This is a genomic window from Streptomyces sp. NBC_00096 (assembly GCF_045041305.1).
Classification (GTDB): Bacteria; Actinomycetota; Actinomycetes; order Streptomycetales; family Streptomycetaceae; genus Streptomyces.
Genome location: NZ_CP108221.1, coordinates 2,154,622 through 2,169,501 on the forward strand (window position 1 = coordinate 2,154,622; position 14,880 = coordinate 2,169,501).

General features: G+C 74.1%; 11 protein-coding genes. 6 read left to right on the top strand and 5 right to left on the bottom strand.

Going from position 1 to position 14,880, the window contains the following annotated elements; genetic code table 11:
• The first annotated feature begins 2 nt into the window (after window positions 1–2).
• The 6 genes from hemG (at window position 3) to OG904_RS09135 (ending at window position 8,701) form a co-directional block, all read left to right on the top strand.
• On the top strand, window positions 3–1,382 hold the full coding sequence (gene hemG, locus OG904_RS09110) for a protoporphyrinogen oxidase (RefSeq protein ID WP_405489157.1): 1,380 nt from the start codon (window positions 3–5) through the stop codon (window positions 1,380–1,382).
• Between the two features lie 211 nt (window positions 1,383–1,593).
• Window positions 1,594–2,268: a two-component system response regulator CseB gene (gene cseB, locus OG904_RS09115; RefSeq protein ID WP_405497890.1), complete on the top strand. Its 675-nt coding sequence runs from the start codon at window positions 1,594–1,596 to the stop codon at window positions 2,266–2,268.
• Between the two features lie 5 nt (window positions 2,269–2,273).
• Complete coding sequence (locus OG904_RS09120) at window positions 2,274–3,527, top strand: sensor histidine kinase (RefSeq protein ID WP_405489159.1); 1,254 nt, start codon at window positions 2,274–2,276, stop codon at window positions 3,525–3,527.
• A 123-nt stretch (window positions 3,528–3,650) separates the two neighbouring features.
• A complete protein-coding gene (locus OG904_RS09125; protein WP_405489161.1) occupies window positions 3,651–4,433 on the top strand; it encodes an ABC transporter ATP-binding protein in 783 nt (260 codons plus the stop codon).
• Window positions 4,434–4,504: 71 nt separating this feature from the next.
• Window positions 4,505–7,033 carry an ABC transporter permease gene (locus OG904_RS09130; RefSeq protein WP_405489163.1) on the top strand — a complete coding sequence of 843 codons (2,529 nt, stop codon included), beginning with the start codon at window positions 4,505–4,507 and terminating at the stop codon, window positions 7,031–7,033.
• Window positions 7,034–7,111: 78 nt separating this feature from the next.
• Window positions 7,112–8,701, top strand: coding sequence for an alpha/beta hydrolase (locus tag OG904_RS09135; protein ID WP_405489165.1), 1,590 nt, complete (start codon window positions 7,112–7,114; stop codon window positions 8,699–8,701).
• Between the two features lie 81 nt (window positions 8,702–8,782).
• Here the strand turns inward: OG904_RS09135 and moeZ are convergent, their stop codons facing one another.
• The 5 genes from moeZ to OG904_RS09160 form a co-directional block, all read right to left on the bottom strand.
• Entirely contained in the window at window positions 8,783–9,961 is a 1,179-nt protein-coding gene (moeZ, locus tag OG904_RS09140; protein WP_327254829.1) for an adenylyltransferase/sulfurtransferase MoeZ, read from the bottom strand.
• An 87-nt stretch (window positions 9,962–10,048) separates the two neighbouring features.
• Complete coding sequence (locus OG904_RS09145; protein WP_405489167.1) at window positions 10,049–10,801, bottom strand: spherulation-specific family 4 protein; 753 nt, start codon at window positions 10,799–10,801, stop codon at window positions 10,049–10,051.
• Window positions 10,789–11,802, bottom strand: a complete 1,014-nt coding sequence (locus OG904_RS09150) for an NAD-dependent epimerase/dehydratase (RefSeq protein ID WP_405489169.1) — start codon at window positions 11,800–11,802, stop codon at window positions 10,789–10,791. Before OG904_RS09150 ends, OG904_RS09145 begins: the two co-directional genes overlap by 13 nt.
• A 113-nt stretch (window positions 11,803–11,915) precedes the next feature.
• Window positions 11,916–12,827: a hypothetical protein gene (locus OG904_RS09155; protein ID WP_405489171.1), complete on the bottom strand. Its 912-nt coding sequence runs from the start codon at window positions 12,825–12,827 to the stop codon at window positions 11,916–11,918.
• Window positions 12,824–14,725: a DUF3492 domain-containing protein gene (locus tag OG904_RS09160; RefSeq protein WP_405497892.1), complete on the bottom strand. Its 1,902-nt coding sequence runs from the start codon at window positions 14,723–14,725 to the stop codon at window positions 12,824–12,826. The genes OG904_RS09155 and OG904_RS09160 overlap by 4 nt, the downstream gene beginning before the upstream one ends.
• Window positions 14,726–14,880 lie beyond the last annotated feature (155 nt).

Genomic DNA, 14,880 nt, shown 5'->3' on the forward strand with positions numbered 1-14,880 from the left:
CCATGCGTTCAGTGATCGTCATCGGCGGCGGAATCAGCGGTCTGGCCGCCGCGTGGCAGTTGCGCGGCCACGCCGACGTGACCCTTCTGGAGAGCAACGCCAAGGTCGGCGGGAAGCTCCGGACCGGCACCATCGCCGGCATCACCGTCGACGAGGGCGCGGAATCCCTCATGGCCCTGCGCCCCGAGGCCGTGGAGCTGGCCGCCGCCGTCGGACTCGGTGACGCCCTCTGCGACCCGGCCAAGGCCCCCACCACCATCTGGACCAACGGTGGACTGCGCCCGCTGCCCGCCGGCCACGTGATGGGCGTCCCCACCGACCCCTCGGCGCTGATCGGCACCGGACTGCTCTCCCCCGAGGGCATCACGCGCGTCGCCGCCGAGGAGACCCTCCCGGCCACCGCGCTCACCGAGGACTGCTCGGTGAGCGCGTACCTGGCGGCCCGCTTCGGCCAGGAGGCCGTCGACCGCCTCGTCGAACCGATGCTCGGCGGCGTCTACGCCGGCCTCGCCGAACGGCTCTCGCTGCGCGCTGCCATGCCCCGGATCGCGGCCCTCGCGGAACAGGGCACCCCCCTCCTCCCGGCCCTGCGCCGGATGCGCGCGGCCGGCGCCCCGCGCTCGGCGGCCGTGGCCGTCCAGGGCGTGGTCGGCGGCACCGGGCGCTTCCCGGCGGCCGTCGCCGAAGCCTGCGGGGCCCGCATCCTCACCGGTACGACGGCCCGCTCGCTGCAGCAGGTCGCGGGCGGCCGCTGGCGGGTCCAGGCGATGACCGGCGACGGCGCGCTGACCATGGAGGCGGACGCGATCGTCCTCGCCCTGCCCGCCTTCGCGGCGGCCGAGCTGCTGCGCCCCCACTCCCCCCTCGCCGAGGCCGAACTGTCCTCCATCCCGCACGCGTCGACGGCCGTGATCACCATGGCCTTCTCCCGCGCCCAGGCCCACTTCCTCCCCGAGGGCAACGGCTTCCTGGTCCCGCCGGTGGACGGGCACACCCTGAAGGCGGCGTCCTTCCTCTCCAACAAGTGGTCCTGGCTGCGCGACTCGGCCCCCGAGACCTTCGTGCTCCGCGCCTCCATCGGCCGGATCGGCGAGGACGAGCTGCTCAGCCGCCCCGACCGCCACCTGGTCCGCTCGGCCATCGCCGAACTGCACCACGCGGTGGGCCCGATGGGCGAGCCCCTGGCCACCCGCGTCACCCGCTGGGACCGGGGCCTGCCGCAGTACGGCGTCGGCCACCGCGAGCGCGTCGCCCGCATCCGCGAGGCCGCCGGCAAACTCCCGGGGATCGCCCTGTGCGGGGCGGCGTACGAGGGCGTGGGCGTGGCAGCCTGCGTCGCGACGGGGCGCGCGGCGGCGAAGCAGGTCCTGGCACAGCCGTAGGTTTTGTATCGGGCGGGTATCGGGCAGCGCTTGACCAGTCATCTAATCGGTGTGCCAGGCCGTGGCGGACGGGGCTGCGGCCGCCCCTGCCATATCGTTCCTTTCAGGTCGCCGTCCGCCGAACAGGAGTCATCCGCCCGTGTCCTCCCCCACTCCGGTTCCGGCTCCCGCGCGGGCCGTCCGCGTGCTGCTGGTGGAGGACGACGACCTGATGCGCCGGTCCTTCACCGTCGCCCTGGAGCGCTACGGCTACCGGGTCGAGGCCGCCGCCGACGGTCTCACCGGCCTCGAATCCTTCCGTGACAACGCCTTCGACCTGCTGATCCTGGACGTGATGCTGCCCGGCCTCGACGGGATCGGCCTGTGCCGCCGGGTCCGCGAGAGCAGCCTGGTGCCCGTCCTGATGATGTCGGCCCGCGGTGACGGGCTGGACATCGTCGCCGGCCTGGAGGCCGGGGCGGACGACTACGTGGTCAAACCCGTGGACACCAACGTGCTCGTGGCGCGCATCCGCTCGCTGCTGCGGCGCGCGACCTACGCACCCGCCCCGGCGGCCGGACGGGCCGCCGGCGACGGGCCGGGCACGGCCCCGTCCGAGGGCGAGCTCCTGGCCTTCGGCGACCTGACCATCCACACCGGCGGGCTGGAAGTGGCCGTCGCCGGCAGCCCGGTGGCGCTGACCCCGACCGAACTGAAGCTGCTGCTGGAGTTCGCCGCCCACCCCGGCGTCGTGCTGGAACGGCACACCCTGCTGCGCAACGTCTGGGACTACGGCTGGGACGGCGACAGCCGGGTCGTGGACCTGTGCGTGCAGCGGCTGCGCGGCAAGCTCGGCCGGGACCGGATCGAGACGGTCCGCGGCTTCGGCTACAAACTCAGGCGCTGAGAGCGGTGCCCTCCCCCGATCCGCCGCGGCCGCCCCGGGTGACCCTGCGCTGGAAGATCGCCGCGCTGGCCGCGGCCACGGCCTGCCTGGTCGCGCTGGTGGTGGGCCTGCTGGTGCACGGATGGACCGCCCACGACATCCGGCACCGGGCCGAACGGCAGGCCCTCAACGGCGTGACCTCGGCCACGGACGTCTACCGCCGGGCCGGGACCCTCACCAGCGATGCCCGGCTCGATCCGGCCGAACTGCCCTACGCGTTGCGCAACCCCACCGACGGCGAGCCGCACGTGTCCTACGGCGGGAACAGCCCCGGGACCATGGACCCCACCGTCTGGGGTGCCCAGCGGGTCGGCGGCCCGGGCAGCCCCGTGCTGGCCGTCCAGGTCACCATCCACACCGAGTTCCGCGAGCTGTACCGGCTCGACCTGACCATGGCGGTGGCCTCGCTGATCGCCCTCGCGGTCACCACGCCCCTGGCGGCCTACGGAGCCGGGGTGCTCGCCCGCCGACTGCGGCGGGTCTCCGAGACCGCGGTCCGGATCTCCGCCGGGGACCTGGACGCCCGTACCGGACCCACCAGGGGCCGCGACGAGGTGTCCGACATCGCCGCGACCGTCGACCTCATGGCCGACACGCTCAGCCGGCGCCTGCACGACGAGCGCCGGTTCACCGCCGACGTGGCCCACGAACTGCGCACCCCCGTCGGCGGCCTGCTGGCCGCCGCCGACCTGCTGCCGGCCGGCGAGACGGAGGACATGCTCCGGGCCCGGGTGCGCGATCTGCGCGGCCTGGTCGAGGACCTGCTGGAGGTCTCCCGCCTGGACGCGGGTGCCGAGCAGCCGGTCCACGCCCGTGTCCCGCTCGGCGCGGTCGTGGCCGAGGCCGTGACGCGCACCGGCCTGGACGCGGAGGTCACGGTCACCGGCGCGGAGTCCGCGCAGGGCGTGGAGACCGACCCGCGCAGGCTCGAACGGATCGTCGGCAACCTCGTCATCAACGCCCACCGGCACGGGGGCGCCCCGGTGGAAGTCGCCGTCGAGGGCCGCACCGTCGTCGTGCGCGACCACGGACCCGGCTTCCCCGCGCACCTGTTGCGCGACGGCCCGCGCCGCTTCCAGACGGGTGCGGCCGAGCGCGGCTCGGGCCACGGCCTGGGCCTGACCATCGCCCTGGGCCAGGCCCGGCTCCTCGGCGCCGAGCTGCGCTTGACCAACGCCCCGGACGGCGGCGCCGTCGCCACCCTGCGCCTGCCGCACTGAGCGACCTGCCCCTACACAACCGATACGAACGGGAGCGGGCGCCGATACACGGCGGGCCCGGGCCCCGATACGTTCCCCGGACACCCTTCGGAGTGCACCTTCCGCGCCCGAAGAGGAGTCCTCGTGACCGCCGCACCCCTTGCCCCGCACCTGTCGCACGCGCCGACCGGGATCGCGGCCGCCACCACCGAGCTGTCGAAGGTCTACGGCAGCGGGGACACCCGGGTCGTCGCCCTGGACCGGGTCAGCATCTCCTTCCGCGAGGGCGAGTTCACCGCGATCATGGGCCCCTCCGGCTGCGGCAAGTCCACCCTGATGCACTGCGCGGCCGGACTCGACTCCTTCAGCTCGGGCTCCGCCCGCATCGGCACCACCGAACTGGCCTCGCTGAACGACGAGCAGCTCACCCGGCTGCGCCGCGACCGGATCGGCTTCATCTTCCAGGCGTTCAACCTGATGCCGACCCTGACCGCCCTGGAGAACATCACCCTGCCGCTGACCATCGCCGGCCGTAAGCCCGACCGGCAGTGGCTGGACCACGTGGTCTCCCTGACCGGCCTCTCGCAGCGCCTCGGGCACCGCCCCGGGCAGCTCTCCGGCGGGCAGCAGCAGCGCGTGGCGGTGGCCCGGGCCCTGATCGCCCGTCCCTCGATCGTCTTCGGCGACGAGCCCACCGGCAACCTCGACTCCCGCGCCGGGGCCGAGGTCCTCGGCTTCCTGCGCGACTCGGTGCGCGAGCTGGGCCAGACCGTGGTCATGGTCACCCACGACCCCGTCGCCGCCGGCTACGCCGACCGCGTGGTGTTCCTCTCCGACGGCCGGCTGGTCGACGAGATGACCCGGCCCAGCGCGGACCGGGTCCTGGACCGGATGAAGGCGTTCGACGCGCACTCGCGCACGAGCTGACCCGTCCCGGTCCGCTCCCCTCCAGCCGCCCGCTCGCGTCCGCCGAGCCCGCTCCCCAGGATCCGCATCCCATGTTCCGTACCGCCCTGCGCAACGTGCTCGCGCACAAGGCCCGCCTGTTGATGACCGTGTTCGCGGTCATGCTCGGGGTCACCTTCGTCACCGGCAGCCTCGTCTACGGCGACAGTCAGAAACAGGCCGCCACCGACCGGGCGAGCGCCGGCTACGACCAGGTCTCCCTCAACGTCTCGCCCAACACGGTGCCCGGCGCCCCGCCCGCCACCCTCGACGCCCACACCGCGGCCGCCCTGGCCGAGCTCCCCGGCGTCGCCGCCGTCGCGGGCCGGGTCGACGGCTTCGCCGCCGTCGCCGACCGCGAGGGCCGACTGCTGGGCAGCGGCGATTTCCGCAAGGGCGGCAACTTCGTCCCGGGCAGGGACGGCGCGGACCCGGCCTACCGGTTCACCGAGGGCTCCGGCCCGGCCGACGGCCGCTCGATCGCCCTCGACGAGGCCTCCGCCGCCAAGGGCGGCCACCACGTCGGTGACAGCGTGCGCGTCGGCACGAGCACCGGCGCCGAGTCCTACCGGCTCAGCGGCGTCTTCCGCACCGACGCCTCGAAGCTCTCCCCCGGCGGCAGCCGCGTGCTGTTCGACAACGCCACCGCCCAGCGGCTCTACCTCCAGCCCGGCCGGTACACGGACATCGAGGTCACGGCCGCGCCCGACACCGACGTGACGCAGCTCCTCACCCGGGTCGAAGCGGTGATCCCCAAGGACAGCAGCGCGGTCACCGGGGCCCGGCTCGCCCAGATCCAGGCCAACCTCGCCTCCAGCGGCAGCGACACCATGAGCCAGATCATGGTGGGCTTCGCGGCGGTCGCCCTGTTCGTGGCCACCTTCCTCATCTCCAACACCTTCACCATGCTGGTCTCCCGGCGCACCCGGGAGCTGGCCCTGATGCGGGCCGTCGGCGCCACCCGCAAGCAGGTGCGCCGCATCCTGCTGACCGAGTCCGTCCTCGTCGGCCTGATCGCCTCCGTGGCCGGCATCCTGGCCGGCACCAGGGTCGCCGCCCTGCTCCAGACCCTCTTCTCCTCCGCCGACAGCCCGGCCGCCGCGCTGGTCCTCTCCCCGTCCACCGTGATCATCGCGCTGGTGGTCGGCACCGCCCTGCCCGTGATCGCCGCCTGGGTACCGGTCCGCCGGGCCATGGCGATCCCGCCCGTCGCCGCCCTCGGCGCCGCCGAGCCCGCCGCGCCCGCGCGCCTCGGCTCCGTGCGCACCGGAGTCAGCACCGCGCTGGTCGTCACCGGAGTGATCGCGGCCCTGTACGGAGCCCTCACCACCGGCAAGGACGCCCGGGCCGTCATCGGCCTCGGCGCGGCCCTCGCCCTGACCGGCACGATCGGCCTCATCCCGCTCCTGTCCCGGCCCTTCACCAGCCTGGTCCGGCCGCTGCTGGTCCGCCTGAGCCCGGTGCACGGCGACCTCGCCGCCCGCAACACCGTGCGCGACCCGCGGCGTACCGGCGCCACCGCCGCGGCGCTCGCCATCGCCCTCGCGCTCGCCTCGGGCCTGTCCGTCCTCGGCGCCTCCGCCACCCAGTACCTCGACGGCGCGACCACCCGTGACATCACCGCCGACTACCTGGTGCAGGGCACCTCGGGCGGGCAGCGGCTGACCCCCGCCACCGCCGAACCCCTCAAGAAGCTGCCCGGCGCCACCTACAGCCCGCTCAACCAGTCCACCGAGTACCACATCGGCGGCGTCCGCTCCGTCCTGACCGGCGTCGACCCCGCCACCATCGGCCGCCTCCTTCGCTACGAGGTGACCGAGGGCTCCCTCGACAGCCTCGGCCAGGGCAAGATCGCCGTCGCCGACTACAAGGCCGGGGCGAACGGCTGGAAGGTCGGCCAGAGCCTCCCGGTGGAACGCGACGGCAAGCGGGGCGAGGTCACCATCGGCGCCGTCTACCGGGCGGAGGAGCAGAGCAAGGTGCTGCCCAGCATCACCGCGCCCGACTCCCTGGTCGACCGGTACGACTCCACGCCCTCCACCGACTCGATCGTCGTGGCCACCGCGGGCGGACCCGGCCGGGCCGCGCTCGCCGGCGTCGTCAAGGCACTCGGCGACAATCCCGCCCTGTCCGTCCTGGACAAGGACGGCATCCGCGCCGAGGACACCAGCGGCATCGGCGACCAGCTCAACATCTTCTACGCGATGCTCAGCATGGCCCTGGTGATCGCCGCCCTGGGCATCACCAACACCCTGGCCATGTCCGTGCTCGAACGCCGCAAGGAGATCGGCACCCTGCGCGCCCTCGGCCTGGACCGCGCCGGAGTGACCCGGATGATCCGCATCGAGGCCCTGCTCGTCGGCGCCCTCGGCGCGACCGTCGGCACGGTCATGGGCGTCTTCCTGGGCTGGGCGCTCGGCCGTACCCTCCAGGAGAGCGTCGCGGGATACGCCCTGGTCATCCCGTGGGACCGGCTCGCCCTCGGGGTACTGCTGGCCATGGCCGGCGCCCTGCTCGCCTCCCTCTGGCCGGCCCGCAGGGCCGCCCGCGTGGACATCCCCGCGGCGACCGCGGCGCAGTGACCGGCCGCCCCTTCCGCCCCGTGACCCGGATGGGTCAGCGCGCGGGCGGAAGGGGCGGGGCGCGCACAGGATGAAGGCATGCCGACACACGCCCTGCGGGTCGCCGCTGCCACCGCCGTTGCCGCCGCGCTCCTCGCCACCAGTGCCTGTTCCGACGGCGGCGGCAAGGAGAAGAGGGGCAAGGACGGCGCCGCGCAGGGTGCCAGGAAACTGGACTGGGGGGACTGCGAGGCCCCCACCGCGGCCGAGGGCGGCGGGCAGGTGCCCGGTACGGACTGGCAGTGCGCCGTCCTCGACGTGCCCCTCGACTACGCGAAGCCGGAGGGGGAGACGATCGGGCTCGCGCTGATCCGGGCCAAGGCCCGGGACAAGAAGAAGCGGATCGGCTCGCTCGTCTTCAACTTCGGCGGCCCGGGCGGCTCCGGCATCACCAGCCTGCCCGGCGCGGCGAACGAGTACGCGGCCCTGCGCGACCGGTACGACCTGGTCAGCTTCGACCCGCGCGGGGTCGGCCGCAGCGCGCCCGTCCGGTGCGAGGACGACAAGCAGCTGGACGCGTACTACGCCTCCGACTCCAGCCCCGGCACCCCGGAGCAGGAGAAGGACTTCCTCGCCACCAGCGAGAAGTACCGCGACGCCTGCGAGGCGAACTCCGGCAAGGTGCTCCCCCACGTCGGCACGGAGAACGCCGCCCGCGACCTGGACCGGATCCGCCGGGCCCTCGGCGACGAGAAGCTGAACTACTTCGGCATCTCCTACGGCACCGAACTCGGCGGGGTCTACGCCCACCTCTTCCCCAAGAACGTCGGCCGGGCCGTCTTCGACGCCGTCGTCGACCCGACGAAGAACTCCGAGGAGGGCGCCCTCGGCCAGGCCAAGGGCTTCCAGCTCGCGCTCGGCAACTTCGCCCAGGACTGCGTGGACCGCGGCGACGCCTGCCGCCTGCAGGGCAGCACCGCCAAGGAGATCGAGGCGAACATCATCAAGCTCCAGAAGGAGCTGGCGGCCAAGCCGGTCGCCGGCTCGGGCAGCCGACTGCTCACGGAGACCGCCGCGACCAACGGGATCGCCTTCGCCCTGTACTCCAAGGAGGCGTGGCCCCTGCTGGAGCAGGGCCTGGACGAGGCCGAGGGCGGTCAGGGCCAGCTGCTGCTCGCCATGTCCGACGCCCTCAACGGCCGTGACCCGAAGGGCACTTACAGCAACATCGGCGCGGCCAACACCGCCATCAACTGCGCCGACTCCAAGGACCGGTACACCCTGGAGCAGACGAAGGCGAAGCTGCCTGAGTTCCGCGCCGCCTCGCCCGTCTTCGGGGACTTCCTCGGCTGGGCCATGATGAGCTGCACCGACTGGCCCGTCGCCGGCGCCTGGAACACTCCGGACGTCTCCGCCCCCGGCTCGGCGCCCATCCTGGTGATCGGCAACACCGGAGACCCGGCGACCCCCTACGAGGGTGCGCGCAAGATGGTGGAACGGCTCGGCCCCGGCGTCGGCGTGGAGCTCACGTACAAGGGCGAGGGGCACGGCGCGTACAACAGCGGCGACAAGTGCGTGCAGCAGGCGGTCAATTCGTACCTGCTGGACGGAAAGGTCCCCGCGGCCAATGCCGTCTGCACGCCCTCGAAGTCGCCCTCCCCCACGACGACGCCGCCGACGCCCGCCTAGGTCCGGAACATCCGGAGGGGCCGGAGCACGCCGGAGGGGCCGTACCTCGCGCAGGCGAAGTACGGCCCCTCCGGGTGACTGCTAGTAGACCGGCTTCTCGGGCTCGATCTGGTGGACCCAGCCGATGACGCCGCCGCCGACGTGGACCGCGTCGGCGAAGCCCGCGGACTTCAGGACCGCGAGGACCTCCGCACTGCGGACACCCGTCTTGCAGTGCAGGACGATGCGCTTGTCCTGCGGCAGGTCCGCCAGGGCGGTGCCCATCAGGAACTCGCCCTTGGGGATCAGCTTCGCACCGGGGATCGAGACGATCTCGTACTCGTTGATCTCACGGACGTCGATGATCTCGATCGGCTCGTCGTTGTCGATCCACTCCTTGAGCTGCTTGGGAGTGATCGTCGAGCCGAGCGCGGCCTCCTGGGCCTCCTCCGACACGACGCCGCAGAAGGCCTCGTAGTCGATGAGCTCGGTGACGGTCGCGTTCGGACCGCAGACCGCGCAGTCGGGGTCCTTGCGGACCTTGACCTGGCGGTACTGCATCTCCAGGGCGTCGTAGATCATCAGACGGCCGACCAGCGACTCGCCCACGCCCGTGAGGACCTTGATGGCCTCGGTGACCTGGATGGACCCGATGGACGCGCAGAGCACGCCCAGCACGCCGCCCTCGGCGCAGCTCGGGACCATGCCCGGCGGGGGCGGCTCCGGGTAGAGGCAGCGGTAGCACGGGCCGTGCTCGGACCAGAAGACCGAGGCCTGACCGTCGAAGCGGTAGATCGAACCCCATACGTACGGCTTGTTCAGCAGCACGCAGGCGTCGTTCACGAGGTAGCGCGTGGCGAAGTTGTCCGTGCCGTCGACGATGAGGTCGTACTGGCTGAAGATCTCCATCACGTTGTCGGCTTCGAGCCGCTCTTCGTGAAGGACCACGTTGACGTACGGGTTGATGCCCAGCACGCTGTCGCGGGCCGACTCGGCCTTGGACCGGCCGATGTCCGCCTGGCTGTGGATGATCTGGCGCTGCAGGTTCGACTCGTCGACCTCGTCGAACTCCACGATGCCCAGCGTGCCGACGCCGGCCGCGGCCAGGTACATGAGGGCGGGCGAGCCGAGGCCGCCCGCGCCCACGGCGAGCACCTTGGCGTTCTTCAGACGCTTCTGGCCGTCCATCCCGACGTCCGGGATGATCAGGTGCCGCGAGTACCGACGGACCTCGTCAACGGTGAGCTCAGCGGCTGGCTCTACCAGCGGTGGCAGCGACACGGGCACTCCGTAGATGGGAGCATCCCCACGCGGGCGCGGGGAGCAAACTGAATGGCTGTTCTCCCCGTAACACTGCCACGGCCGTCTTCATTCCAAGACACCCGTCCCGATCCGCGAGACGATTTCGTCCCAGTACGCGGGCATCGAGGCCCAGGGGTCCCGGTCCCCGCCCCCGCGCCGGTCGGTGAACCAGATGGTGCCGGCGCCCTGCCAGCGGGCGATCCGGCAGGCTTCCTCCAGGTGCGTGCGCGGCACCCCGTGCACGAGGTGACAGAACCGCTCCGCCGGATGGTCGGCCGTCCACTCCGCCACCTGCGACCAGCGGTAGTCGGCCCAGGTACCGGCGAAGGTGACCAGCTGATCAGCGGTTTCCACGTACCCCTCGCACGGGTGGGTGCCCTGTCCGAGGACGATCCGCAGCCCCTCCCCGAGCCCCCGCAGGGTGTCCGTGACCCGGTGCACGGAGGCCAGCTCCGCCTTCCCGGCGGGGGCGTCCGCGAGGTAGAAACCGCCGACTCCGTACCAGTCGCGGAAGCGGTGGGCGTCGGAGACGAGCTCCCCGAACGACCGCTCCCCGTCCCGCATCGCGAGATGACCGAGGATCACCCCTCCCGCACCGCGCAGCTTCGCGACGGCCTCCGTGCAGTGCGGGTCGGGGCGGCCGCCCGGCCCGTCCGTGACGTTGAGCACGGCCCAGTGCAGCGGGGTCCCCGGCCGGGTCAGCTCGGCCCACTCCACCGGGGCCAGCAGCGGGTGCGCGTAGCCCGGGACGCCCAGTCCGAGGCGGCCGGACCCGGTGGCCGCCCGGCCGGCCACCGAGGGGGTGGTCAGATGCGGCACGCCGCCTCCATCCAGATGTCCGCGAGGGACTCCTCCAGGTTGATCCGGGGCCGCCAGCCGAGCCGGTCCCGGGCGGTACGGACGTCCGCCTGCTGCCAGGCTCCGCACCCGTCCGGGTAGGGGTACGGGGGCTGGGCCGCCGCGGCCAGCTGCTCGGCCGTGGCCTCGGAGCGCGGGGAGCCGATGGCGGCGAGCCCCGCCGGCCGGCCGGGGTGCCCGTGGGCCTGCGGGTGCTGCCCGTGCTGCGGTACGTCGAGCTCGTGCAGGGAGCCCCCGTACCCGGCGACCCGCGCCAGCACGGCGGCCGCGTCGCGCAGCCGGACCGCGCGCCCGGTGCCGATGTTGACGACGCCCTGGGCCGCCGACAGCGAGGCGGCGTGCACCGCCCGCGCCACGTCCCGTACGTCGACGAAGTCGCGCTGGACGCCGAGCCCGCTGAGCTTGAGCTCACCGTCCCCGGACTGCATGGCGCGCCGCATGGCCTCGGCGAGCCGGCCGAGCGGGGATCCGGCCGGGGTGCCGGGGCCGACGGGCGAGAAGACCCGTAGGACGACGGCGTCCAGCCCGGAGCCCAGCACGAGCTCGGTGGCGGCCAGTTTGCTCACTCCGTACGGTCCGCCTGGTCTGGGCACGGCGTCCTCGGCCGTGGAGGACCCGGGCTGGCTGGGCCCGTACTCGGCGGCGCAGCCGAGCTGGACGAGCCGGGCGCCGCAGCCGCTGCGGCGCAGCGACTCGCAGATGGTGGCGACGGCGACGGTGTTGTGCCGGGTCAGTTCCCGGGCTCCACCGCGGGTGGCTCCCGCGCAGTTGATGACGACGCCCGGGTGGACGGCGTCGAGGAACCGGGTGAGCGCGCCGGGACTGCCGGTGGCGAGGTCGAAGCGGACGTCGGCGTCGTCGCCACGGCCGAGCGCGGTGAGCTGGACCGCGGGGTCGGCGAGGAGGCGGTCCGCCACGTAACGCCCGAGGTATCCGTTGGCTCCGATCAGCAGCACCCTCATCGCGCGGCCCCTTGGTTGGTTGGCTGGCCGGTCATGTCCTGTTTCTCCCTTGCTGGATGGGTGGATCGGTACGGGGTACTGGTACGGCGCTTCGGTGTCGGCTTCCGAAGGACTCAGGGCCGCTGCGCGTGCGCGGAGGCCCGCGACAGTGCGAGGACGGCGGGTACGAGGAGCCCCGCCGCGGCGGCGAACGGCGCCGCCGGGACCGGGAGCAGGGCCAGCACGAGGGCCGGGCCCGCCAGGAGGGCCCCGCGCGGGACTCCGTGGCCGAGCAGCAGCCGGGTCAGGAAGAGCAGCACCGCGAGCGGTACGGCCACGGCCGCCGGGGCCCCGGTCAGTGCGGCCGCCCCCGCGGCGGCCGCCGTGAACAGCGCGAGCGTCCCGAGGAGCAGCGGTCGCACCCCGTCGGCGAAGTCCTCCAGGGCCCGGCTCGCGGTGAGCCGGCGCCGGGCGCGGGCCGCGAAGACGGCGCCGGCCAGGTACCCGGGGGCGGCGGCCACGGCCAGGGCCATCCCGAGCGGGGTCCCGTGGCGGTGGACGGCCCAGCCGAGCGCGGCGGCGGCCAGCAGGTACACCGGGGCGGGGAACCGGCCCCCGGCGGCCCGGCCCGGCCGGCCGAGCGCGGCGACGGTGGCGAGCACCGCGACGGCTCCGGTCCAGGGCATCCCGGCGGCGGCCGCGCCCAGGGCCAGGGCGCCGGGCAGCAGCGCGTAGCCGAAGCCGCGCACCGCCTCGGGGCGGACCGGGATCCCGGCCGGCGGGGCCGACGGGGTCCGGTCGCGGGGGGTCCGGGCGTAGAGCTCCTCCGCGAGGGAGAAGACGTCCCGGTGGCGGAAGCGGGCGGCGGTGCGGTCGGTGATGCCGTGGGCCTCCAGCCCGGCGGCGATCTCCAGCGGGTCCACGGCACGCTCGCAGAGCTCCCGGTGCCGGTGGAGGAGCGCCTTGACGGGATCCCCGGCTGCCCGCGGCTGCCTGCGGCGCGGGGACGGGTCGGTGGGGACGGCTTCGTCCAGCGGGACGGTCATACCGGGGCCTCCGAACTCTCGACGGGCACCGCGGCGCGGACCGTGCCCGGGTCGGCGCCGCGCCCGGCGCCCCGCCCCCCGGTCACGGGCACCACGGGCGGGTCGGCGGACGGTTCCGGGGGCACGGCCGGGCCCGGCACCGGGGCGGCGGGGGGTGCGGCCTGGCCCGGCACCGAGGCGGCGGGGGACACGGCCGGACCTGGCACCGGGGCGGCGGGGGGTGTGGAGGCCGCGGACGGCGACGGCGCCCGGTGCTCCCCGGGCGAGGGGATCTGCCCGGTGGCTCCCGCGGGCTCCGGGGTGACCCAGGTCGGGGTGGCCCAGTGGCCCGGGACGCGGGCTTCCGGCGGGTGCTCGAAGGGCACGCCGGCCTGGTCGGGCCGGGCCGGGCCGTGGGCCAGCAGCCTGAGGTAGGACTCCTGGAAGGCGGCCACGTTCTGCTCGACGGTGAACAGTTCGAGGGCCCGTGCCCGGGCGGCCGCCCCCAGCCGCTGGGCCCGTTCGGGGTCGCCGAGCAGCGAGACGCAGGCCTCGGCGAGCGCGCGCGGATTGCGCGGCGGCACCACGAGCCCGGTCCCGCCGATCACCTCGACGACGGCGCCCACGTCGGTGGAGACGGTGGCGCGGCCGCAGAACATCGCCTCGGCCAGGGTGATGGGGAAGCCCTCGATGACGGAGGAGAGCACCACCACCCGCCCGGCGCCGTACGCCTCGGCCGTGGAGGGCGCGTCGGGTCCGCCGATCTCCTCGAAGGTGACCGGGTTCTCGCCGACCGCGTGGGCGTCGGCGGCCTCGTCGGGGAAGAGCTGCGCCGCGAGCGAGCGGCAGTCAGCGAGGTATCCGTGGCCCACCGCGTGGCCGCCCGCCGCCCCGCCCGCTCCCGTGCCGACCGAGGTCGCGAAGATCCGCAGCCGGGCGAGCGGTTGGGCCCTGCGGACCTCGGCGAAGGCGTGCAGCAGGGCGATCAGGTCCTTGGCGGGCTCTATCCGGCCGACCCACACCAGCGTGTGCGGGTCCCCGCACGCCGGGTCCTCCCCGACGGCGGCGAATCGGTCCGCCTCCATCCCGGGGTAGACCGTGCGCAGCCGGTCCTTCGAGGCCCCGCACCGCTCCTGCCAGCGCCGCGCGTGCGCGTTGCCGGGGGTGAGCAGATCGGCCCGGGCGTAGATCTCGCCGGCCAGCCGGGTGTGGAAGGCGGCGAGCAGGGCCCGTACCGCGGGCCGCTCGTCCTGCGCGGAGTGCTCCAGGTAGTGGGCCCGCAGCTGGACTCCGTACTCGGTGACCAGGAGCGGCACTCCGAAGAAGCGTTTGGCCAGGAGGCCGGGCAGCGCCGCCACCCCGCCCGCGGCCGCGTGGCAGACGTCGACCTCGCGGAGGTCCTCGTACCAGTCGAGGGACAACGGCCGCAGCAGCCGCTCCAGTTCGTCCACGAACTCCAGCAGGTCCGCGACCTGCGCCCGCTGTACGGACCTGCTCGCCTCCGGGGCACGGCAGGCGGACTCCACCGCCCGTACGGCCGTCTCGGAACGCAGCGCCGCGCACAGCCCGCCCTGCTCGCGGGCGAGCGCGGCCAGCCCGTACAGCCCGTCCGCGAACCGCCCGGGGTCGGCCCCGCAGATCCCGCGGACCAGTTCCGTGAAGGCGGCGGCGAACCGGCGCCGCTCGCGGCGGCGGTAGCTGCGCCCGTCGTCGTCCGGCGCCCACAGCGGGGCGGTCCGCACGCGGGTGACGTGGGCGGGCAGCGGCACGTGGCCGCGCTCCTCCTGGTCGGCACTGCGGCTCAGGGCGTAGAGCTCGAACTCGTGCTGGGGGAGCCCGCGCACGAGCCGGTCGCACCACAGCCTCGCTTCCCCCGTGGCATACGGATAACCACCTTCCGTGAGCAGTCCGATCCGCACGAGTGCCACCCCCGATCTCCCGTTTCAGGCGGTCTCCGTCTGTCCGGGGACCCGCCGGATACGAACTCAAGCGGATATGCCGAAGGCGCGACGGACGGTTGTCCGTCGCGCCACCGGAAGGGGTGAAGAGTCGTAACTTTCCCGTACGGTTCGCG

Coding starts and splice junctions, on each gene's coding strand:
- hemG (WP_405489157.1), top strand. CDS start 3: ATGCGTTCAGTGATCGTCATCGGCGGCGGAATCAGCGGTCTGGCCGCC.
- cseB (WP_405497890.1), top strand. CDS start 1,594: ATGCGCCGGTCCTTCACCGTCGCCCTGGAGCGCTACGGCTACCGGGTC.
- OG904_RS09130 (WP_405489163.1), top strand. CDS start 4,505: ATGTTCCGTACCGCCCTGCGCAACGTGCTCGCGCACAAGGCCCGCCTG.
- OG904_RS09135 (WP_405489165.1), top strand. CDS start 7,112: ATGCCGACACACGCCCTGCGGGTCGCCGCTGCCACCGCCGTTGCCGCC.
- OG904_RS09150 (WP_405489169.1), bottom strand. CDS start 11,802: ATGAGGGTGCTGCTGATCGGAGCCAACGGATACCTCGGGCGTTACGTG.
- OG904_RS09155 (WP_405489171.1), bottom strand. CDS start 12,827: ATGACCGTCCCGCTGGACGAAGCCGTCCCCACCGACCCGTCCCCGCGC.